Origin of the sequence: uncultured Adlercreutzia sp., assembly GCA_910585575.1 — a bacterium.
Classification (GTDB): Bacteria; Actinomycetota; Coriobacteriia; order Coriobacteriales; family Eggerthellaceae; genus Adlercreutzia.
Map to the genome: position 1 here is coordinate 1 of CAJUFS010000046.1, position 20,591 is coordinate 20,591.

General features: G+C 63.5%; 17 protein-coding genes. 12 read left to right on the forward strand and 5 right to left on the reverse strand.

Going from position 1 to position 20,591, the window contains the following annotated elements:
- Both QZ307_RS07350 and QZ307_RS07355 read left to right on the forward strand, forming a co-directional pair.
- Positions 1 to 747, forward strand: a 747-nt coding sequence (locus QZ307_RS07350; protein WP_295997931.1) for a 4Fe-4S binding protein, incomplete at its 5' end; no start/stop codon positions are given.
- A 66-nt stretch (positions 748 to 813) separates the two neighbouring features.
- A complete protein-coding gene (locus QZ307_RS07355) occupies positions 814 to 2,172 on the forward strand; it encodes a 4Fe-4S binding protein (protein ID WP_295997934.1) in 1,359 nt (452 codons plus the stop codon).
- A 111-nt stretch (positions 2,173 to 2,283) separates the two neighbouring features.
- Here QZ307_RS07355 and QZ307_RS07360 read toward each other — a convergent pair whose 3' ends face one another.
- Positions 2,284 to 3,825 (reverse strand): HAMP domain-containing sensor histidine kinase, encoded by a 1,542-nt coding sequence (locus QZ307_RS07360; RefSeq protein ID WP_295997935.1) that lies wholly within the window; start codon positions 3,823 to 3,825, stop codon positions 2,284 to 2,286.
- A 24-nt stretch (positions 3,826 to 3,849) separates the two neighbouring features.
- A complete protein-coding gene (locus QZ307_RS07365) occupies positions 3,850 to 4,542 on the reverse strand; it encodes a response regulator transcription factor (RefSeq protein WP_295997938.1) in 693 nt (230 codons plus the stop codon).
- A gap of 150 nt (positions 4,543 to 4,692) precedes the next feature.
- Between QZ307_RS07365 and QZ307_RS07370 the strand changes: the two genes are divergently transcribed.
- The 6 genes from QZ307_RS07370 (at position 4,693) to QZ307_RS07395 (ending at position 12,326) form a co-directional block, all read left to right on the forward strand.
- Positions 4,693 to 5,700, forward strand: coding sequence for a VTC domain-containing protein (locus tag QZ307_RS07370; protein ID WP_295997941.1), 1,008 nt, complete (start codon positions 4,693 to 4,695; stop codon positions 5,698 to 5,700).
- Positions 5,693 to 6,388, forward strand: a complete 696-nt coding sequence (locus QZ307_RS07375; RefSeq protein ID WP_295997944.1) for a DUF4956 domain-containing protein — start codon at positions 5,693 to 5,695, stop codon at positions 6,386 to 6,388. Before QZ307_RS07370 ends, QZ307_RS07375 begins: the two co-directional genes overlap by 8 nt.
- An 82-nt stretch (positions 6,389 to 6,470) precedes the next feature.
- Positions 6,471 to 8,642 carry a carbohydrate-binding domain-containing protein gene (locus QZ307_RS07380; RefSeq protein WP_295997945.1) on the forward strand — a complete coding sequence of 724 codons (2,172 nt, stop codon included), beginning with the start codon at positions 6,471 to 6,473 and terminating at the stop codon, positions 8,640 to 8,642.
- Between the two features lie 174 nt (positions 8,643 to 8,816).
- Positions 8,817 to 10,235 (forward strand): MFS transporter, encoded by a 1,419-nt coding sequence (locus QZ307_RS07385; RefSeq protein WP_295997949.1) that lies wholly within the window; start codon positions 8,817 to 8,819, stop codon positions 10,233 to 10,235.
- Between the two features lie 145 nt (positions 10,236 to 10,380).
- The gene (locus tag QZ307_RS07390; RefSeq protein ID WP_295997951.1) at positions 10,381 to 10,689 is read left to right on the forward strand and encodes a YerC/YecD family TrpR-related protein; all 309 of its coding nucleotides are present in this window, start codon (positions 10,381 to 10,383) and stop codon (positions 10,687 to 10,689) included.
- A gap of 785 nt (positions 10,690 to 11,474) precedes the next feature.
- Positions 11,475 to 12,326 carry a hypothetical protein gene (locus tag QZ307_RS07395; RefSeq protein WP_295997955.1) on the forward strand — a complete coding sequence of 284 codons (852 nt, stop codon included), beginning with the start codon at positions 11,475 to 11,477 and terminating at the stop codon, positions 12,324 to 12,326.
- Positions 12,327 to 12,442: 116 nt separating this feature from the next.
- Here QZ307_RS07395 and QZ307_RS07400 read toward each other — a convergent pair whose 3' ends face one another.
- Complete coding sequence (locus tag QZ307_RS07400) at positions 12,443 to 13,870, reverse strand: aminopeptidase (protein ID WP_295997960.1); 1,428 nt, start codon at positions 13,868 to 13,870, stop codon at positions 12,443 to 12,445.
- 392 nt (positions 13,871 to 14,262) lie between these two features.
- Between QZ307_RS07400 and ngr the strand changes: the two genes are divergently transcribed.
- The gene (gene ngr / locus QZ307_RS07405; RefSeq protein ID WP_295997964.1) at positions 14,263 to 14,871 is read left to right on the forward strand and encodes a nigerythrin; all 609 of its coding nucleotides are present in this window, start codon (positions 14,263 to 14,265) and stop codon (positions 14,869 to 14,871) included.
- A gap of 111 nt (positions 14,872 to 14,982) precedes the next feature.
- Here ngr and QZ307_RS07410 read toward each other — a convergent pair whose 3' ends face one another.
- Positions 14,983 to 15,876: a LysR family transcriptional regulator gene (locus tag QZ307_RS07410; protein WP_295997969.1), complete on the reverse strand. Its 894-nt coding sequence runs from the start codon at positions 15,874 to 15,876 to the stop codon at positions 14,983 to 14,985.
- Positions 15,877 to 15,975: 99 nt separating this feature from the next.
- Between QZ307_RS07410 and QZ307_RS07415 the strand changes: the two genes are divergently transcribed.
- Positions 15,976 to 16,623 carry a LysE family transporter gene (locus tag QZ307_RS07415; protein WP_295997973.1) on the forward strand — a complete coding sequence of 216 codons (648 nt, stop codon included), beginning with the start codon at positions 15,976 to 15,978 and terminating at the stop codon, positions 16,621 to 16,623.
- Between the two features lie 92 nt (positions 16,624 to 16,715).
- Here QZ307_RS07415 and QZ307_RS07420 read toward each other — a convergent pair whose 3' ends face one another.
- Entirely contained in the window at positions 16,716 to 17,375 is a 660-nt protein-coding gene (locus QZ307_RS07420) for a TetR/AcrR family transcriptional regulator (RefSeq protein WP_275206228.1), read from the reverse strand.
- 190 nt (positions 17,376 to 17,565) lie between these two features.
- Here QZ307_RS07420 and QZ307_RS07425 point away from each other — a divergent pair, with 190 nt between their 5' ends.
- Complete coding sequence (locus QZ307_RS07425) at positions 17,566 to 19,662, forward strand: FAD-dependent oxidoreductase (protein ID WP_295997979.1); 2,097 nt, start codon at positions 17,566 to 17,568, stop codon at positions 19,660 to 19,662.
- Positions 19,663 to 19,726: 64 nt separating this feature from the next.
- On the forward strand, positions 19,727 to 20,591 hold an 865-nt coding region (locus QZ307_RS07430; RefSeq protein WP_295997986.1), incomplete at its 3' end, for an MFS transporter.

The following is a 20,591-nucleotide window of genomic DNA, read 5'->3' on the forward strand; positions in this document are numbered from 1 at the left end:
TTCTGCTCGTGGCTGTGCCCCACCATGCTCATCGACCGCATCCGCGACTTCTTCCGCTCGCCTAAGAAGCGCCGGGAGTTGGCCGAGAAGAAGAATTCCGAGATCAAGGCCATTTCAAAGCAGGAGATCGAGCTTCTGAAGGGCGCCAAGGAAGGTCATGCCTGCGGTGCGTGCGGCAAGTGCCAGCCGAAGCCCCACGGCAAGGTGGATTCCCGCCACGCGGTGCTGGGCGGCGCGCTCTTGTCCACGGCCATCTTCGGCTTCCCGGTATTCTGCCTGGTGTGTCCTGTGGGCCTGACCTTCGCCACCGTGCTTTTGGTGTGGCGTGCGTTCTCGGCCGGCGACGCCACCATCGGGTTGATTCTTATTCCGGCGCTGCTTGTTGTGGAGCTGGTGGTGCTGCGCAAGTGGTGCAGCAACTTCTGCCCGCTGTCGGCGCTGATGAATCTGGTGTCGCGCTTCTCGCGCACCTTCGTGCCGGTCATCAACGACGAGAAGTGCCTGGAGACGGCGAAGGCCACGTCCTGCAGCAAGTGCGCCGAGGTATGCGAGGCCGACATCAACATTCGCCATCCTGAATTCGGGCTGCGCACCATGGCCGACTGCACCCGCTGCCGCAATTGTGTGGACGTGTGCCCCACGAAGGCTATTACTATGCCGGTGTTTGTGGGCAAGAAGGCAGGGAAGACTGTGGTGGAGATTCCCGATCCCGTTATGGACGATGAGCTTCGTCCGGGGCTTGAGTAGCAATAACTGATCGATGCCGTCCGAAGACTTTGGGAGAGGTTTTCGGACGGCAGAAGAGGAGCGATCATGGTTGAGAGGATTGATGCGGCGGCCCATCGTCATGTGGGTACCGCCTTTGCGGCCGTGGACAGCGCGGCTATTCGTGTTCATCGCGAGCGGTGCGCCAAGGTGCGCAACCGCAACGTGGACTGTCTGAAGTGCGCCGCGGCTTGCACGTCGGGCTGCATTTCCCTGGTGGAGGGCGAGCTGGTTATCGACGCGGCCCAGTGCGTGGGCTGCGGTACCTGTGCGACGGTGTGCCCTACCTGTGCGTTAGAGTCGCTGAATCCTAGCGATGCTCAGCTGAAAGCGGCGTGTCTGGCCGCGGTCTCGGATGCCGCGGTGGTGATTGCCTGCAGTCAGGCAACAGCGGCCTTGGAAGGGCTGCTTGTCGAGGGCTCCTGTGCTGAAGTGGTGTGCGCGGGACGGGTGGACGAGTCGCTTTTGGCGGGACTGGCCGCCGAGGGCGTGACGCAGGTCACGGTGCTCTGCGGCGCGTGCGACCGCTGCGCCCAGCGCCATGGCCGTGCTACGGCCGAGCTGGTGGCCGAGACGGCTCGCTTGGTGCTGAATGCCTGGGGCAACGCTATGACGGTAACGGTGACCGATGTTCCGCCGGCGTCGGTGTTGTGCGAAAGTGTGACGGTGGCTGACGCCCCGAGCGCTCGCGATGGCTACTTCGCCGAGGAGCGCGCGTGCGAGCCTTTGCGCGCTGCGATCGAAGAGGGTGCGCCAGCTTCGGAAGGCGTTCCGGTTGAAAGCAGGGCGGACGGCGCTGCGCCGGCTGAGAAAGACGCGGTTGCGCAGGCGAACGAGGTCGACGCTTCCGCCCCCATCTCCCTTTCCTCGCCCGAGGCCGAGGCGGCCGATGTGACAGCGGGAACTGGCTTGCGCTTCTACTGGAACTCCGGCCATAGCCGCAAGGTGTCCCAATCCATGCACGTCATGAAGGACGGCACCCTGCCGCATTTTCTGCCCGACCGCCGCGAGCGTCTGCTTGACGCCCTGGCTCAGCTGGGCGAGCCGAAAGCTGCCAAACTGGCGTGTCGCCTGTGGGGCGCGGTGGTCATCGACGGCACGAAGTGCGAGTCGTGCCGCATGTGCGCCACCTTCTGCCCGACGGGCGCCATCGCGAAGTTCGACGAGGCCGACGGGACCTTGGGCGTGACCCATACGCCCGGTGACTGCGTGAAGTGCGGAAGCTGCCAGGACATTTGCCCGGCCGATGCCATTGCGCTGCTCGATGAGGTGCCGACGGCGTGGTTAGTGAACGGCGAGAAGCACCGCTATGCCATGGCCGGGCGCCCTGTTAGCTTGACGGACAACCCCCATCAGATTCTCGATACGTTCCGCCTCGACTTCAACGGAGACATTTTCGAGCGCTGATGCCCTTTCCTCAAGCAGGACGAGCGCCATCTCCCGGCCGCTTCGGTGGTCACGGTGCTCCGATCTGCCGCCCCCGGTGCCGCTATCCTCTTCAAGGCGCCGGGGGCTTTTCTATACCAGAGGCAAGCGCAGGGTGAAAATCGTGCCTTCCGCAGCAGTGCTGGTGGCGCTCAAGGTGCCCCGGTGAGCCTGGGCGATGTCGCGGGCGATGGCCAGCCCTAGGCCATAGCCGTTGGGGGAGCCTTCGGTGGTGGTCGGAACGGCGGCGGGGTTGCTTGCGTTGCCCTCCGCCGCCAGCGCGCCATGGGTGCGGGCCTTGTCCACGCGGTAGAAGCGGTCGAACAGGTGGGCCAGGTCTTCTTCGGCAATGACGTCGCCGGTATTGCGCACGCGCAGACAGGCCGTGCGTTCCTCCGCGCGCAGGGTTACCTCGACGCAGCCCCCGGGATTCGTGTACTTGCACGCGTTGTCCAGCAGCACCGCCACCAGGCGCTGCAGGCGACGTTCGTCGCCAGCGACGGTCAGCCCCGATTGCACGGTGCTTTCCCAGGTCAAACCTCGCTCGAACGCTACCGATTCGAAGGTGAGGGCCTCACCGTCCACCAGGCGGCTGAAGTTCACGGGGGTGCGGGGCACGGCAGCGGCTGCGGCCGAGGAGCGCGCCAGGTCCAGCATATCGGTGACCAGGCCCTGCATGCGCTCGGCCTCCATCTGGGTGCTCTCGATCCACTGGGCCTGGCTGGCAATGGTCTCGTCCTTGCGCTTGCGCAGGATGGCGTTGTTGGCCAGGATGACGGTGAGGGGCGTTTTCAGCTCGTGGGACGCATCGGCCACGAACTGCTGTTGCTGGGTCCATGCCTGCTGCACCGGTCGCAGGGCCCATCGGGAAAAGACAAGGTTGAGCAGGAAAAGGATGGCCAGGGCGCCCATGCCGACGCCCGCCAGCACCAGGGCCAGCGACTTCCACGATTCGGCGGCAGCGCTGTCGGCGAAGGCCACCACGGTGGCGGGGCCGACGGTCTGCTTCGCAAAGAACAGGCCGTCGCCGTCGAGGAGTCCCCGTGAAGCGGCGGAGGCGGTGGCCTGCGTGAGAGCATCGACCAGCACGGCCTCGGGCACCGAGGCGCTGGAGTATTCCGGAAGGGCTACCGCGGTGCCGTTTTCGCAGTAGTACACCGCCATGGGCAGGGGCGTCTCGCCGCCCGTGCGCGGATCGCCGCCAATTTGGGGCGGTGCGAATCCCTCGTCGCCTTCGGTGGGCGTGTTCGCGTCCTGCTCGGTGCCGCCCTGGGGCGTGGCGGTGCCCCCTGGCTGCTCGTCTGGGCCGGTGGGATCCGTGGGAATGTGAGGAACGCCCGGCGTGTCGTTGGCGGGCGCCTCTTCGAAGGGGAGCAGCGGATTTTTCTCGGGCACCAGCTGGGGCCGCTCGATGGCGCGGTTGGCCGCCTGGGCCAGGGTGCGGTACACGTCGTCGGTGTCGCTGCGATAGTCCATGTAGCAGATGGCGGTGAAGGAGCCGGCCAAAACCAACGTGGCCAGACCCATATTCACCGCAATGAATTTGATGCGCAGCCGCCGCAGCAAGGGCAGCGTGCCGTCGGTGCGGTCTGGCGCCGGCAGGTGATCGATGAGAATGTCGAGAGGGGAGCGCATGGGCACGGCTCAGCGCGGCGCGGTCTAGCGGTCAGCGCTCTCGTCGGTGCCCTCGACGAAGCGATAGCCGACGGAGCGGATGGTCTCGATGATGGAGGATGATCCCAGATGCGTCAGCTTCTTGCGCAGAAACGAGATATAGGCCTCCACGTTATTGTCGCCGGCGCTGGAATCGGGACCCCAGGCGCGGCCGATGAGCGCGTCCTTGGAAATGACGGCGCCCGGGGAGGCCATGAGAATGCGCGCGATGGCGTATTCCTTCTGGCTGAGACGAATGGTGGAATCGCCGCAGGTAAGGTCGAAGCTTTCCAGGTCCAGGGAGAGGTCGCCGGCCTTCAGCGTCTCGAACATCACGTCGCCCTGGCGGCGGGTGAGGGCACGCAGGTGCGCCATCAGCTCGGCCGGGGAGAAGGGCTTGGTCATGTAGTCGTCGGCTCCGGCATCGAGTCCTGTGATCTTATCCTGGGTGCCGTCGCGGGCCGTGAGCAGCAAGATGGGCGTGCTCACATGGGCGCGCCGCAGGCTTTGCGCCACGGTGAAACCGTCGGCCTTGGGCAGCATGACGTCCAGGATGATGACGTCGTAAATGCCCGACGATCCGTAATCGATGCCCGCCTGGCCGTCGTGGACCAAATCGACCCCATAGCCGTTGTCTTCCAGAATGCGGCCGAGCGCCTCGGCGAGGCGGACGTCGTCTTCTACTACCAGAACGCGCATGGCGGCCCCCTTGGGTCCCGAAAGGCGGATGTTTGCTGCGAGTTCCATTGTAGCGGCGCGGCTGAAAGCTCCCTGAAAAAATCCGCTGCTTCAGGCACTTTTCAGGATATCCCCGTAGGATTGCCTTCGCTTTGAGAGGAAGGAAAGAGCATGGGCGGCTATCACAGCGTCTTCAAGCGCGTCGAGAAGAAGTATCGCATCGACCCCGCGCAGCGTCGGGCCGTCGAGGCGGCGGCTGCGGCGTGGATGGCCGTGGATGCCTACGGGCGCACGCGCATCACCAGTCTGTATTTGGACACACCCGATCGGGCGATGATTGCACGGTCGGTGGAGAAGCCTCTGTACAAGGAGAAGCTGCGCCTGCGTGCCTATGGCGAAGCAGCCGGGCTGGCGCTCATGGCTGCGTTCATGGTTGGCCCGATGGTGCGCTCGCTTGGGGAGCCGCCGCTTTCCGAAGCCGTGGTGGAAGCTCGGGCGCACGCTGGCTGCTCGGTGGCCGGCTTGGCCGATCCCTTGGCGGTGACGGTGTTCTTCGGCATTAAGAAGAAGTTCAAGGGCATTGTGTACAAGCGGCGCTTGGCCCTTTCGCTGCCGGCGGCGTTGGCCTTCGTCAGCGGCACGGCCTACGAAGTGGCCAGCACGCGCTGGCCTCTGGCCGATCCTGGGCAGGCTGCCGAGGCGCTCAATGCGCAGACGCGTCAGATTGCCCGCGAGCTGGAGGCGGCCATGGGCCGCGTCACGCCGCTGGTGCCCTCCATGGGCATTGCCTGCGATCGCGAGGCCTGGGCCGTGCAGGAGATGTTGCCGACGGGAGGCGAGCTGGCGGCCAGTGTCGACAGCCCGGCCGACGCGCTGTTCGATCCCGAGCTGCGGCTCACCTTCGACGACCGACTGGAGTATTGGGATTGCTTCCGACCTCAGATGGGATGGTGCCCCATTATCGCGCCCCGGGAGTCCATCCTCGAGATCAAAAGCGCCGGGCCCTACCCGCGCTGGTTGGTGACAGCGCTGTCGGCCCACGCCATCTACCCCGCCTCCTTCACCAAATACGGCAACGCCTATCAGCTGAGCAAGAAGCAACGGCCAGTGCGGCGGGGTGCATCAAACCAACTGTTTTTGGCACCAGCACTGAGAAAAGAGAGGATTCATTATGCTTGATGCTGCGTTTACGTCGGTTTTCGGCACGTCCGAGTCGCTGGTAGGGGCGGTCTCTACGGGCGGCTTCCTGGTCTGTTGCCTTTTCTCGGTGGTGCTGGGTGCCGCCTGCGCCGCCATCTACATGTTCCGCCACAATTACTCGAAGAACTTCGTGGTCACGCTGGCGCTGCTGCCCCTCATTGTGCAGATGGTCATCACCTTGGTGAACGGCAACTTGGGCGCGGGCATTGCGGTCATGGGCGTGTTCAACCTGGTGCGTTTCCGCTCCATTCCCGGTTCGGCGAAGGACATCGGCAGTGTGTTTCTGGCTATGGCCATCGGCCTGGCCACGGGCATGGGCTTTCTGGTGCTGGCCTGCGTCTTCACCGTGGTGGTGGGCGTGGTGAACCTGCTGTTCGTGCTGACGCCCTTCGGCAAGCCGCGGGAGCCGGGCAAGACGCTGCGCATTACCATCCCCGAGGATCTGGAATACGACGGCGTGTTCGATGAGGTGCTCAATCGCTATGCAGCCGAGTCGGAGCTGACCGAGGTGACCACCACGAACATGGGCAGCCTCTTCCAGCTCACCTATCAGCTGCGTCTGCGTCAGCCGGGGCTGGAGAAGGCCATGATCGACGAGCTGCGCTGCCTGAACGGGAACTTGAAGATTTCCCTGGGCATGACCCCGGCGGGGCGCGAGACGCTCTAGCAGCCGCGGCTCGGCCGTTCGCCAACAACTTCAAAAAAAGAACGAGAGGGAGAGATCTATGGTGCGAAGAAATATGAAACGAATGACAGGACCGACACGCCGGGCGCTCTGGGCCCGCGGGGCGGTGGCCTCGGCCTTGGCGGCTACCTTGGCGCTGTCCGGCTGCACGGTTGCCGCGTACGACAGCGATGATGCCGATACGGCGGCCTCGTCGACAGAAGGTGCGGCCACCAGCGAGGAAGAGGTAGATTGGGCCTCCCTCATTGATATTGCGGGTATGGATTTCTCCTATTCCGATCGCGATAAGGACGCCACCTACGACGAAGCGTCGGCAACGAAGATTGCCTTGGCGGGACAGTCGGCCTCGGTGGAGGGCGACGGCGCCTCTGCTGAAGGCGCAACGGTCACCATCTCGGCGGCGGGCACCTATGTGCTTACCGGCGAGTTGTCTGCCGGTTCCGTGGTGGTGAACGCCTCCAAAGAAGACAAGGTGCAGCTGGTGCTCGACGGGGCCTCGATCCGTAATGAGACGGGGCCGGCGCTGAACATCCAGCAAGCGGACAAGGTGTTTGTCACGCTGGCGGCGGATACGCAGAACGCTCTGGCCGACGGTGCTTCCTATGCCCTGGAGGAAGGGGAGGACGAGCCCAACGCGGCACTCTACTCCAAGGACGATCTGACCATCAACGGCACCGGCGCGCTCACCGTAGAGGGCAATTATCGTCATGGGGTGAATTCCAAGGACGACCTGGTCATCACCGGTGGCGCCGTAACGGTGACGGCGAAGGAGGATGCCCTGCTCGGCAAGGATTGCGTGAAGGTGGCTGACGGCTCCTTCGCTCTGACGGCCGGTGGCGACGGCGTGAAGTCCAGCAACGATGAGGATCCCACGCGGGGCTTTGTCAGCATCGACGGTGGTGCCTTTGCCGTCGAGGCGGGCGACGAGGGCTTCCAGGCGGCAACCTATCTGCGGCTTGCCGGAGGCGAGGCGCAGGTAAAGGCCGCCGATCACGCCCTGCGCTCGGATATCGAAGCAGCTCTGATCGACGGCGTCTATACTGTCGAGGCGGGCGGCAAGGGCATGAATGCCGAAACGAAGTTCACCCAGGACGGCGGCGCACTGACTGTGACTGGGTGCGACGAGGGCATTGAGGCCCAAGAAGTGATCATCAACGATGGCGTGGTGGACATCACGGCCTCCGACGACGGCATCAACGCCGCCAAGGCCGAGCGTGCCTCCAACGACAACGAGACGGCGGAGACGGCGGGTGACGCGCAAGATGCAACCGCCGCTTCGGGCACCAGCGATGGGGCTGGCACGGCCGACGGTGCAACTGGGAGCGGCGACGCGTCGGGCGCCGACGGCGATGCGCAGCGCACCGAGGGCCAGGACGGCCAAACCCCGCCCGAGTTGCCGGAAGGCGCACAGCCTGGCGAGGGCCAGACCCCGCCCGAGCTGCCCGAAGGCGTCGACCCCGGCCAGCGGCCTGAGGGCCAGGAGGGGCAGGCGCCCGAGCCTCCCGCGGGTCAGCAGGGCGAACGTCCTGAAATGCCCGAGGGTATGGAGCCCGGGCAGCGGCCCGAGGGGGACGGCCAGGGCGGCCCCGGCGGCATGCGAGGCGGTGCCGGCGGTCCCGTGGCCGATAACGCCAGCGAGCAGTGCCTCATTCAGATCAACGGCGGCTCGGTCTCCATCGATGCGGGCGGCGATGGTTTGGATTCCAACGGTTATGTGGAGGTGACGGGCGGCACCGTGCTGGCCAATGGCTCGGCTGGCGGTGGCGACAGCGCCCTGGACTACGAATACGGCGCCACCATCACGGGCGGCACCGTGCTGCTGGCGGGCTCGACGGGTATGGCCGAGACCTTCTCGGAGGGCAGCACGCAGCCCTTCGCTTTGGTGGAAGTTGCGGGCTCGGCGAACAGCACGCTGGTTCTGACCGACGAGGCCGGCCAGGAGCTGGCGTCCTATACCGTGCCGAAGGCCTTCCAGTGCGTGGTGGTATCGGCGCCGGCGCTGACTGAAGGCGCCACGGGGGCGTTGACGGTGGATGGCGCCACAACGGACTTTACGGTGTCCACCACGCCGACGGGCGGTATGGGAGCCATGGGCGGCCGCGGCGGCGGTCCCCATGGCGAACGTCCCGACGGGAATAGCGCTTCGGAAGCTAACGGCTCCCAAGACGGGACTTCGGAGGCGCCGCAGCAACGCGGCGCTGGGCAAGCGAGCCCGCAAGCTGAGGTGACGGCCTAGAAACCGCCGGCCGTCATCGGGCAACAAGTGGGAAAAGAGCGGGAAGTTTGCGCTAGACTAGTGCATTGCAGAACGCGGTTACGGCCCTGGGGCGCAGTAATATCTACGCTGCCCGGGGCCGTTTTTTGTGCACGAGGTCCCTGGAAACTGACGATTTTACGGGAAAGGGCTCTCATGCAATCGGATGCTTCTTCGGCCTCGCGCGGTTCATCGCTGACGGCGCTGCTGGGCGTCTTCTATGCCTGCGGCTTTCTGGCGGGCTTCAACGAAAATTTGGTGAACATGGCGCTCGTGGCCATTATGGGTGCGTTCAGCGTCGATGCGGTTACGGCCCAATGGCTGGTCACCGGCTATATGATTGCCGTCACGGTGGTGGTGACGTGTATGGCCTACTTGTACCGCCGTTTCTCCATGCGTGCGCTGTTTCTGACGGCCTCGCTGCTGAGCATGGCGGGGTCGCTGGGCGGTCTGGTGGCTCCCAACTTTGCCGTACTCATGATAGGCCGCCTGGTCCAGGCCGCGGGTACCGGTGTTTTCATTCCCCTTATGATGAATGTCATTGTCGATAAGGTGCCCCATCAGAATATGGGCACCTATCTGGCCGTAGGCAGCTGCATGATCACGCTGGGGCCCGCCACGGCGCCCATTGTGACGGGCTTTCTCGTTAGCGACTGGGGGTGGCGCAGCGTGTTCGTCGTGCCTCTTGCGGCAGCGGCCCTGCTCCTTGTGGCGGGTTTCGTGGTGGTGCGCGATGATCGTCCTGGCCAGCGCAAGGCTCTCGATGGTCTCTCGGTACTGCTGACGGCGCTGGGCGTCACCCTGCTTTCTTGGGGCTTGTCGGAGTTGACGCTGCGCCCTGTGGCTGGCATGGCGGCTTTGGCCGCCGCGGTGGGGGTGCTGGCGCTTTTTGCGTGGCGGCAGCAGCGCCTCGCGTCTCCCTTGGTGAGCATGGCCCCCTTCGGTCAGCGCTCGTTTTGGCCGGCGGCTCTGCTGGTGGTGATCACCATGATGACCTACTTCTCGCTCAGCGTGCTGGCGCCGCTGTACTTCGAGGAAGCGGCGGGTCTGACCGCCTCGCTGGCAGGCCTGCTCATGGTGGCGCCGGTGCTGGCCAATGCCACGGCGTCGCTGGTGTCGGGGCGCGTCCTTGATCGCAAAGGGGAGTGGCCGCTTCTGCCTGCCGGACTGCTGGTGGCGGTCGTGGGTCTGCTGGCGGCTTTGGGCGGTGCCGTCCAGCAAAGCGTTGCCATGGTGACGGTGGGGCTCTTCTTCGGCTATCTGGGCACGGGCATGGTGCTGTCGCCGGCGCAAACGGCGGGGCTGCGCCGTCTTCCCGACGAGCTTGACTCCCATGGCGTGTCGCTTATGAGCATGGCCGTGCAGCTGGCCGCCTGCTTGGGGCCGGCGGCCTACGTGGGCGTGATGAGCTCGGCGGCCGCCCGGGCCGCGGCGGGCGGTGCGGCGGGGGGAGCGGCTTCGGCCACGGGCTTTGCCTGGGCCATGGGGGCGGCTCTCGTGGTGGCCGTGGCAGGATTGGTGCTGGCCGCCATCTATGCTCGGGCTATGCGCTCCCTGCCCGCGGCGGGACGGTAGCGCGCTGGCCGCTTTGGCCGCTTCGCCTGAACCGTGCTCCACTGCTTTACTTGGATGGAGTACAATGGCGTTATCGACGAAGAGAACGGGGCTTGTGTGCCGGCGCTCGGGCGCTCACGCGGCTCCGTAAGAGAGGAACTGCTCCATGGCTGATATTCGCACCTCCGACGTGGACGACTTGCTGACGGTGCTTGCCACCCTCGACGACCCGGACACCATCTTCGCGCTCTTGGAGGATCTGTTCACGGTGCGTGAGATTCGTGAAACGTCCCAGCGTCTGCTGGTGGCGCGCATGTTGGCGGCGGGGAAGTCCTATGCGGCCATCGAGGCAGAAACGGGAGCCTCGGCTACCACCATTGCCCGCGTATCGAAATGCCTGAGCTATGGCGCGGGAGGCTATGCGAAGGCCCTTGAGGTGCTGCAAGATCAGGGGGAGGGTGTCCCCGTCAGCTAAGAGCGCTGTCGAAAGCACTTTCGGCGAAGTCCATAAAAAGAAACAGGGAGGCGGCTTCAAGCCGCCTCCCTGGGGTTCGAGAACGGATTGGGGAGATCCGATTCTCGCGAGAATCGGGGAATGTGGGGAACCCGATTCTCAAAAAGAGAGAAGAAGGAAAGGAAAGAGGAAAAGGTTTTCTTTTCCGTTTCGCTGATTGCAGTATAGGAAGTTTTTCGGCAGGGGAGAATAGCCTGGAGCCGTTGGTTACCCGCGTGTAAAGAATCCTGCACTTTTCTGTGACTTATGGAGAAAATGTAAACCATGGTTAACCCTATTGCCTCTGGGATATAGTTAACTTAATATAACTTTCGTCGCAAGGGACGAAGAACTTCAACGAACCCCCTTCAAGAAGGATCTTCAGACCGACGACATCCTCCTCTCTTCTTGTTTTACTGGGTGGCGAAGCTTCTCCTCGTCTCGCTGTCGCCACAAAACGAAACCCGCAGGATTCCCCTCCCTGCGGGTTTTCGTATTTCTAGGGTCTCTTCCGTATTTCATGAGTTTCCTGCTCTCCATTTCGCCTTGTTGACGCGGCGTTTTCAACGGAAACAAAGCTATGGCACCGATTTTACGAAGGCTGGTTCGGCTCTCTTTTCCTCGGTTTCGCAGTCATCATTGAGCTAGCAGGTCAAAAGGTCGTCGTCGCCCGTGCACAGCGACGCATACGCCTCGTGCGCCTTACGCGAAAGAGTCGCAGGCGCCGGACCTCACCACATAGCGAACGTTGAGGAATGGAGATAGTCATGAAGTTACGCAATTTGGGGTGGATGGCGGTGTGCGGCTTGTTTGCCGTGAGCCTGGCAGGTTGCTCTGCGGCAACAACCGATCAGGGTCAGACGTCAGGCGATCAGGCTCAAGCGACGCAGCAAGCTGCCGACCAGCAATCTAATGGTCAGACCCAGGAGCAAGTAGAGCAAGCCTCAGCGAAGGCCGACGAGGCCACGGCCAAGCAAGAAGCGTCCGATCCGGCTGATCTGCAGATTGTCGACTCGGGTTGGTTCGTGTCTGACAATGGCATGGTCGATTTTGCCGTCGAGGTTCAGAATCCCAATCAGACGGTTGAAGCCGTTGACCCGGTCATCGAGGTTGTGGGCAAGGACGATGCGGGCAACGTGCTGTTCGACGAGAAAATCGAGACCCCGAGCGTTCTGCCGAACTCTACCTACTACTATTCCTATGTGGCAGGTATGACGGCCCAGAACGGCGCCACGGACGAGGAAACGGTCAAGCCGGCTACGGTCGACTTCTCCGTGACCACCCCCGAGGGATCCTGGGAAGCCACTGATGAGACGCTGGCCAATGTGTACACCGTGCAGGATAACGGTGCCAAGGACAGCGAGTTCGGTGCCAAGGAATTCACGGGCACGGTAACGGCTTCCAAGGCCCTGGACGAGGCAACCCAGTCCCGTGTGGATGTGGTGCTTCTGGACAAGGACGGCAAGATCGAGGGCGGCTACTTCAAGATTGTCGATACCGAGCCGGGCAAGGCGGCCGATTACGATATCTTCGCCATCGATGCTCCCGATTACGCCAGCTATGCGGTGTACGCGAGCCCCTGGAACGACGCCGAGGATTCTGACGCTTCGAGCAAGTAGCACGCGGCGCAACAAACTGCGCTTTATAGGGAAGGCCCCTGATGATCAGGGGCCTTCCTTGGGTTTTCGGGCGCCGCGGGCACCCGATGCTGTACCGAGAGGCGAGGCGCTAGGCGCTAGGCGCGCAGGAACGCCTCGTAGCCGCGACGAGCCTCGTAGATGTCGGCCTTGCTGGTTACCTCCCAGGGGGAGTGCATGGAGAGTACCGGCACACCGGAGTCGATGACGTCCATGCCGTATTTCGCCGGGATATAGGCGATGGTGCCGCCGCCGCCCGCGTCCACGCGCCCCAGCTCGGCGGTTTGGAAGCTGACGCCGGCGTCGTCCATGATGCGGCGCACCTGGGCCACGTACTCGGCCGAAGCGTCGTTGGAGCCGCTTTTGCCGCGGGCGCCCGTGTACTTGTTGAACACCAGGCCGCGCCCGAGGAAAGCAGAGTTTTTCGCCTCGAAGACGCTGGCATAGGCCGGGTCGAAGCCGGCGGACACGTCCGAGGACAGCATGCGCGAGCGGGCCAGGGCGCGGCGCAGGGGCAGGGTGCCACCCTCGCCGGCCAGTTCCATGATCTCAGCAATGGTGTTCTCGAAGAAGAGCGAGCCCATGCCTGTAGCGCCCACGGAGCCGATCTCCTCCTTGTCCACGAGCACGCAGACGGCGGCACGGGTGGGCACGTCGTCGCCCAAGGCCAGCTGGGCCACCAGTGAAGTGTAGGCGCAGACGCGGTCGTCCTGGCCGTAGCCGATGACCATGGAGCGATCAAGTCCCAGGTCGCGGGCGCGTCCGGCGGGAACTACTTCCAGCTCTGCGGACAGGAAGTCCTCCTCGGCAATGCCGTACTTGTCGGCCAGCACCGAGAGGACCATGCGCTTCACCGGGTCCTTGGCGGCGTCTTTGCTTGCGTCCTTGTCTGCTTCGCCCGAGGCATCCTCGGCCAGCACGAGCGGACGGTTGCCTATCAGGATGTCCAGGTCCTCGCCCTCCACCACTTTCGCGCCCGTCTTCTCCATTTGCTGGGCGCCCAGGTGGGGCAGCAGGTCGGTCACGCAGAATACCGGGTCGGCCGGGTCGTCGCCGATATTCACCTCGATGACCGTGCCGTCGGTGGTGGCCACCACGCCGTGGAGCGCCAGGGGCAGCGCCGCCCACTGGTAGTTCTTGATGCCGCCGTAGTAATGGGTGTCCAGCAGGGCGAAATCGTTCGTCTCGTACAGGGGGTTCTGCTTGATGTCCAGGCGCGGCGAATCGATATGGGCGCCCAGAATGTTGAGGCCCGCGGACAGGGGCTCGCTGCCCACGTGCACCAGGATGACGGCCTTGCCCTGGGCGCAGGCCCACAGCTTGCTGCCCGAGCCCACGGGGGCGCCGGCTGCCATGGCGTCGGCCAAGGGCTCGTAGCCCGCGGCCTCGGCGGCGGCGATGGCCGCCGTGGCGCATTCGCGCTCGGTTTTGTTCAGCGAGATGAAATCAATGTAGTCGGCCGCCAGGGCCTCAAGGGAGGCCAGGGCGTCTTCGTCGTACTTCTTCCACGCTACTTCGCGTTCCATAGCACCTTCTTTCGACGATGTTTGCTTGGCCCCAGTATGACGCAAAAGACGGCGAAAGGGGAGCGCGTGTCGCGGGTACGTGATGGTTCGGAGGAGGAAGCGGGCTGCGATTGAGCCGCGATGGGCACTGGACACAAAATGGCGGCTGATCGGGGTGAGGGGCCGAGGGCCGCGAAGAGGGGAGGACGAGCAACGGCTTCGCAACGTTCGGCTCCGCGCCCGCAGCGAATCACCTGCGACGGTTCCATAATAGAGAGCGGTTCGGGGCTCCTGGGGATTTGTTTCGTCTCTGCGAAGAGTGAACTTTTCTCAGCGCGTCTCTGTGAGCCAAGCTATAATGACCAAGGTTATATACCGCCTGCGAAGGCAAAGACGAGGCAAAGGAGCAATCCATGAATCTTCGCGATGTTATTCCTACCGCTGAAAACTCCACCAACTTCAACGTGGTTCCCGAGTCCATCACCGAGGTGGGCACCACGCTCGACAATCTGAAGGCTGCCGTTATGGGCGAGACCGGCGCATCTGCCAAGTACGCCGCGTGCGCTCTGGCCGCCAAGGCTCAGGGCTACGATCAGATTGCCCGCCTGTTCGAGGCCACCAGCGCCGCCGAGCAGATCCACATCGGCCTTGAGGCCGGCGTCATCCAGTCCGTCGAGCCCGACTACGAGCGTCCCGCCGCTCCCGATGCCGAGGGCATTGCTACGGACCTGAACCTCATCGCCGGCGCCCTGGGCGAGATCTACGAGACCTCCGACATGTACCCCAGCTTCATCAAGGTGGCTCAGGAGGAGGGCGACAAGAAGGCCGAGTTCGTGTTCACCCGCGCCAAGCTGGCCGAGGCCGTGCATGCCGAGCTGTACATGGACGCCTACAACAACATCGACTGCCCGGACAACGACGCCTACTACCTGTGCCCCATCTGCGGCTACATCCACAAGGGCGACGACTTCGAGAAGTGCCCCATCTGCTTCACCCCGCGCGACAAGTTCCGCGAGTTCTAATCGGCAACGGAAACCAAGCGTTCCCAACAACGGCCGCCCCTCGGGGCGGCCGTTTTGCGTCTAAGACCTGGGGTTGGCTGCCCCGGTTGTCTCATCGCTGGCCGTCCCTATTTAGCGGCTGAGCGCTGCGGGCAGGTGCTTCTTCACCACCTCGATGAACAGCTGAGCGGCGGGGGTGAGCCAGGTGGTTTTGCGGTAGGCCAGCAGTACGGGAAAGGCGAGATCGTCAGAAGGGGAAGGGGCGGTTTGGAGCTGTCCCGCGGCCAACTCGTCGACCACGGCGAAGCGCGGGGCAATGGTGAAGCCCATCCCCAGGGTGACCAGGCGGCGAATGGCGTGGGTGGTCCACAGCTCCATAGTGTCGGCCAGGTCGATGCCGCGTTCAGCCAGGGATCGCTCGAATCCAATACGAAACACGCTGTCGGGCTCGTCGATGATGAAGGGCATCGTGACCGAATGGCCGGAGGTCTGGAGATCGGGAGGAGCCACCGTTGTTGCGACGACGGCCACGGTGCTTACGTGAGCGATGGTCTCTACAACCATGTCGTCGGGGCGCCAATCGACGGCATAGAGCAGCGAAAGGTCGCATTCCGCGTGGGGAAGGGTGCGCGATATTTGGGCCAGCGAGCCGTCGCGCAGGCGCAGACGCACGCCGGGCGCCCGTTCGCGAAACTCCGAGATCACCTCGTTCATGGCGTAGCACAGAAGGCTCTCGGCCACATCGACGCGCAGCTCTCCGGAAAGCTCGCCCTCGGCGGCTGCCAAAGACCCCAAGCGGTCGACGGCGGCAATGATGTCTGCGGCCTGGGTCAGGGCCTCCGCGCCCTTCTGAGTGAGCACCATGCGCCGCCCGACGCGCTCGAAAAGGGGAATGCCCAGGTCTCGTTCGAGCTGCTTGATGTGCACGGTGACGGTGGACTGCGTATAGCCCAGATGCTCGGCGGCTCGGGCATAGGTGCCGCACTGGACGACGGCTTGGAAGGTACGCAGGCATTTAATGTCCATAGGGCTCCAATGTTCGAATTATCGAAACAATATTATCAAAACTATTCGTTATACAAATGGATTCGTTTCGGCCATGATAGGGGTCGAGAAGGGTCGCCAATGCGAACGACCCGTGATTCCCTACGAGAAGAGGATGCCATGACCTCCGCGCTGCTTGCCGCCATGCCCGCCTTTTTGGCGTACACCTTTGTCCAGGCCATCACGCCCGGGCCGGCCAATCTGTGCTCCATGGCCACGGCATTGCGTCTGGGCTTGCGGCCGGCGCTGCGGCAATGGGTGGGCCTGACCTTGGGGCTCTTCCTGGTGATAGCGGCGGCCTTGGCGGTGCTCTACGGAGCCGCGAACGCCATTGACAGCCTGCTGCCGGTGCTCACGGTGGTCGGAGCTGCCTATGTGCTGTGGCTTGCCTGGTCCATGGTGCGTCCCAGCGATGGCCACGGTGGCTTTGCGAACGTGCGCCCCACCATCGGCGCTGGGGTAGTTCTGCAGGTGACGAATGCGAAGGTGCTCGTCATGTCCTGCACGGCGCTGGTGGCCTACGTCATTCCCTATGCCGAAAACGTGCCGGCGTTGCTGGGCGCATCCCTGGTGCTTCCCGTGGCCGGAGCGCTGTGCAATCTTGTGTGGATCTACGGAGGCGTGAAGCTCCAGTCGTTCTACGAAGCCCATCAGCGCCCCATCGATGCGCTCATGGCCGCTACGCTGGCATTGTGCGCCGGAGGCATGCTCATCTCGCTGATAGGCTAGGGGCTCTCCTTAGGATGAGACGGTTGGCCGTCTCATCCAGTTGCATCAAATGAGACAAGTCAGACGGTTGGCCGTCTCATTTTCGCTTCGCGTTAGGCCATGGGCGGTTCGGTGAAGGGGAAGGTTTCGCGGTAGCGGTCGGTAACGACGTTGGTGAAGTAGGCGTGCAGCATGTGCTCGGCGTGGGCGTTCAGGTCGATGGCGCCGTCGGTGATGCACCATTCGAAGACGCAGCCTTTGATAACCGAGCAACAGTCGTAGGAGATGTCGTTGGCGCTCCAGTCTTCGCGGACGAAGCCCGCCTTCTGGGCTGCTAGCAGCCCTTCGGCACAGGCCTTCAGCAGGAAGTTCATGGTGTCGGGGGTTCCCATGACACTGCGTGCGTCGAGCGCCTTGTTCTTCGACTGGTAATAGTTGGAAACAAACTCGATGCCCATGGACTGGCAGTAGTCCAGATACTCTTGGTACAGATAGAGCACCAGCAAGTAGACATCATCGCCGGCGCGCTCAACGGCGTCGCCATTGTGCTCAGCTACGAAGTTGTCGAAGCCCTCTTGCAGGTAATACAGCATGAGGTCTTCCTTCGAATTGAAGTGATAGAAGAAGGTGCCCTTCGAGATGCCGGCCTCGTCGCAGATATTCGCGATAGTAAGGTAATCCTCGCCGTGCTTCTTCAGAAGACGGGCGGCGGCATCGAAGATTTTCTTGCGGGTGTTCTGGGATTTTACCCGGCGCGGTGCTTTCACGGCCATGGTCGGTCTCTTTCTCTCTGAGGTGTGCCATTCGCTTGTGTTCAAGAAAATTATACCAAAGTTCAAACTAAAGAAAAGAAAAGTCTTGACAACCGTTCAAAAAGGGGAGTATCCTGCGTCTCGAAAATTGAACTAAGTTTAAAAAACAGTTCAATAAAAAGTTCAAAGAGAGGTAGGAAAGGGGAGAGACATGAGCGGTTACGAGAAGCTGCTTGCGCCTATCCAGATTGGAACCCACACGTGGAAGAATCGCATTGCGAAGGGGCCCTCTTCCACGCTGTTCTGGGGACCGGATCAGTTCTGCAACGATCGCGTCATCGACACCTTTGAGGCCATTGCCAAGGGCGGTGCCGGCGCTGTTATTCTGGGCGCCTGCATTTCCGACGATCCGGCAATGCTCATCTGCAAGGACGGTACTTCCGGCTTCACGGTAAGCGATTACCCGTTCGGCGGCTTGTACGACGACAAGTTCATTCCCGGCATGGCCAAGCTGGCCGACGCCATTCACGCCCATGGTTGCGAGATCATCGCGCAGATCTTCCAGAATGGCTCGGCGCTGAAGACCGAGGGCGGCTCTTGGGGCCCCTCGGACATCCCCGAGACCGAGTTGCCGAGCCCGGTGCCCTACTGCTTCCCCGTGCGCGGCGTCTCTCTCGAGGAGATCGAGGCCTTCAAGGCGCGCTACATCGACGCGGCCGAGCGCGCGAAGAAGGCAGGTCTTGACGGCGTGGAAGTTCACGCGGCCAACGGCTACTTCATCATGAGCTTCACCTCCCGCATTTGGAACAAGCGCAACGACGAGTACGGCTGCCAGACCTTGGAGAACCGCACGCGTCTGGCCTGCGAGCTCATCGCCGGCATCAAAGGGCGCTGCGGCGAGGACTTCATCGTGGGCGTGCGCATGAACGGCCAGGAATTCGGTCATCCGCTGGCCACCACCATGGAGGAGAGCGCCGAGTTCGCGAAGCTCTACGAGCGCGCCGGCGCCGACTACATCTCCGTGACGGGCTACGGCTACGGCGATTGCCCCTTCCAGTACGCCGACGACTACTGGATGTACCCGAAGGCCGACCCGGACATGCAGCCCTACCTGCCGCGTCTGGAGGGCAGTGGCCTGCTCGTGCCGCTGGCGGCCAACGTGAAGGCGGCCGGCGTGCAGGTGCCCGTCTTCGGCATCGGCTCGCTGACGCCCGAGAAGGCCGAGGCGGCCATCGGCGCCGGCGACATGGACCTGGCGCTGTTCGCCCGCGGCCTGTGGGCCGACCCGGACATGGCCAACAAGCTGGCCGCCGGCCACCCCGAGGACGTGCGCCGCTGCAACCATTGCGCCACCTGCGATGCCGAGCACCCGGGCGTGATCAAGCGCTGCCGCGTGAACCCGGCTTTCGGTCGCGAGCGCGAGCTGGAGGCGAAGCCGGCCGAGAAGAAGAAGCGCGTGCTGGTGGTGGGTGGCGGTGCCGCCGGCCTGGAAGCGGCGCGCGTGGCGGCCGAGCGCGGTCATGAGGTGACCCTGGCCGAGAAGGAGTCCATGCTGGCGCTGGAGCTGAAGCTTGCCACCATGGTGAAGGGCACCACCTGCGAAGACGTGCCCGCGCTCATCACCTGGCTCGAGACCCAGGCGGAAAAGACTCCCGGTCTCACCATTAAAACCAAGACCGAAGTTACCCCGGACTATGTGCGCAAGATGGCGCCCGATGTCGTCATCGTGGCCACGGGCGGCGCCTACGGCACGCCGGCGGTGCCCGGCATCGAGGGCAAGAACGTGTCCACGGTGCCCCAGCTGACCAAGATGGCGAAGATCCCGCTGAAGATTTTCGGCGCCAATGCCCTGAACAAGTTGTCCGAGGTGGCGCTGCCGGGCGTGGGCAAGAACTGCGTGGTGCTGGGAGCCCAGATCGAGGGCATTCAGGGTGCCATCTTCCTGCAGAAGCGCGGCAAGAACGTCATGGTGTTCGACGAGGTGGACAAGGTGGCCGACCGTATGCCCCCGCGTTACGTCGATCGCTCGCTGCACTATCTGAACGAGGTGGGCGTGTCTATCACCACGGGCGTCACCTTCAAGGAGATCACGAAGAAGGGCTTGCGCTACGAGGAGAACGGCGTGGAGAAGTTCCAGCCGGCCGACACCATCATGGTGTTCCAGTCGCCCCATGAGGATTTGAGCCTCTACGAGGCGCTGAAGAATCTGGCTCCCGAGGTGTACTCCATCGGCGCCTGCAACGGCGAGGACGCGAGCCTCATGGTGGACGCCCTCAGCCAGGGCCGCGAGATCGGCGTGCGCATCTAGCCGTCGATGCAAGGGGAGTGAGGGGCGCCGAAAGGGCGGCGCCCCTGAATAGAAAGGGGTACGTATGAAAGCTGCCAAGCTTTCCAAGGCACCGGCCTATCGCTGGTGGATCCTGGTCATGAACATGCTGGCCTACGGCTACTTCTTCATGACCATTCAAACGGCGGCGGCCTTTGGCACCGCCATCCAGGAGGCCATGGGGCTCAATGCCACCATGCTCTCGTTCTACACCACGGCTACCATGATCAGCTTTGCGCTGCTGGCAGGGCCGGGTGGCAAGCTCATCGCCAAGGTGGGCACGAAGAAGACCATTCTCATCGCCCTGGCCATCGACGTGGCGGCCTCGGCTGTCTTTGCCGTTGCAGGCGGCAACTACGTGTCGGATCTGGTTCTTCGCTTCATTCAGGGCATCTCCGGCGGCTTCATTGGGGCCGCGGCTGTCAACAGCACGGCCATGTGGTTCCCAGTGCGCCAGCGCGGTATTGCCGGAGGCATCCTGCTGGGCGTGCTGGGCATCGGCTTCACCCTGGCCACGCTGGGCGCCCAGGCACTTTTGGGCTGGGGGCTCCCGTGGTACACCGCCATGGGCGGCCTCACGGCGGTCTCGGGCGTGGTGATCTTCGTGCTGTATCTGCTGACGGTGCGCGAGATTGGCACGGTGTACCCCGGGGCGATGTCCATCGCCGAGCTGCTGCCCGAGGAGGCGGCCGCCGATGCGCCGGCGCGCGACACCTCCCAGCTGCCCGGCACCATGGCCGAGGTGCGTCGCAACGGCAAGTACTGGGCCTGTGCGGTGGTGGGCTTCGGCAACGCCTTCCTCGTGTATGGCTTTGGCACGTTCCTTATGTTCCTGCTCATGAACGACTTGGGCATTACCTCCGACCTGGTCACGATGGTCATCAGCTCCACCTTCTTCATCACCATTGTGG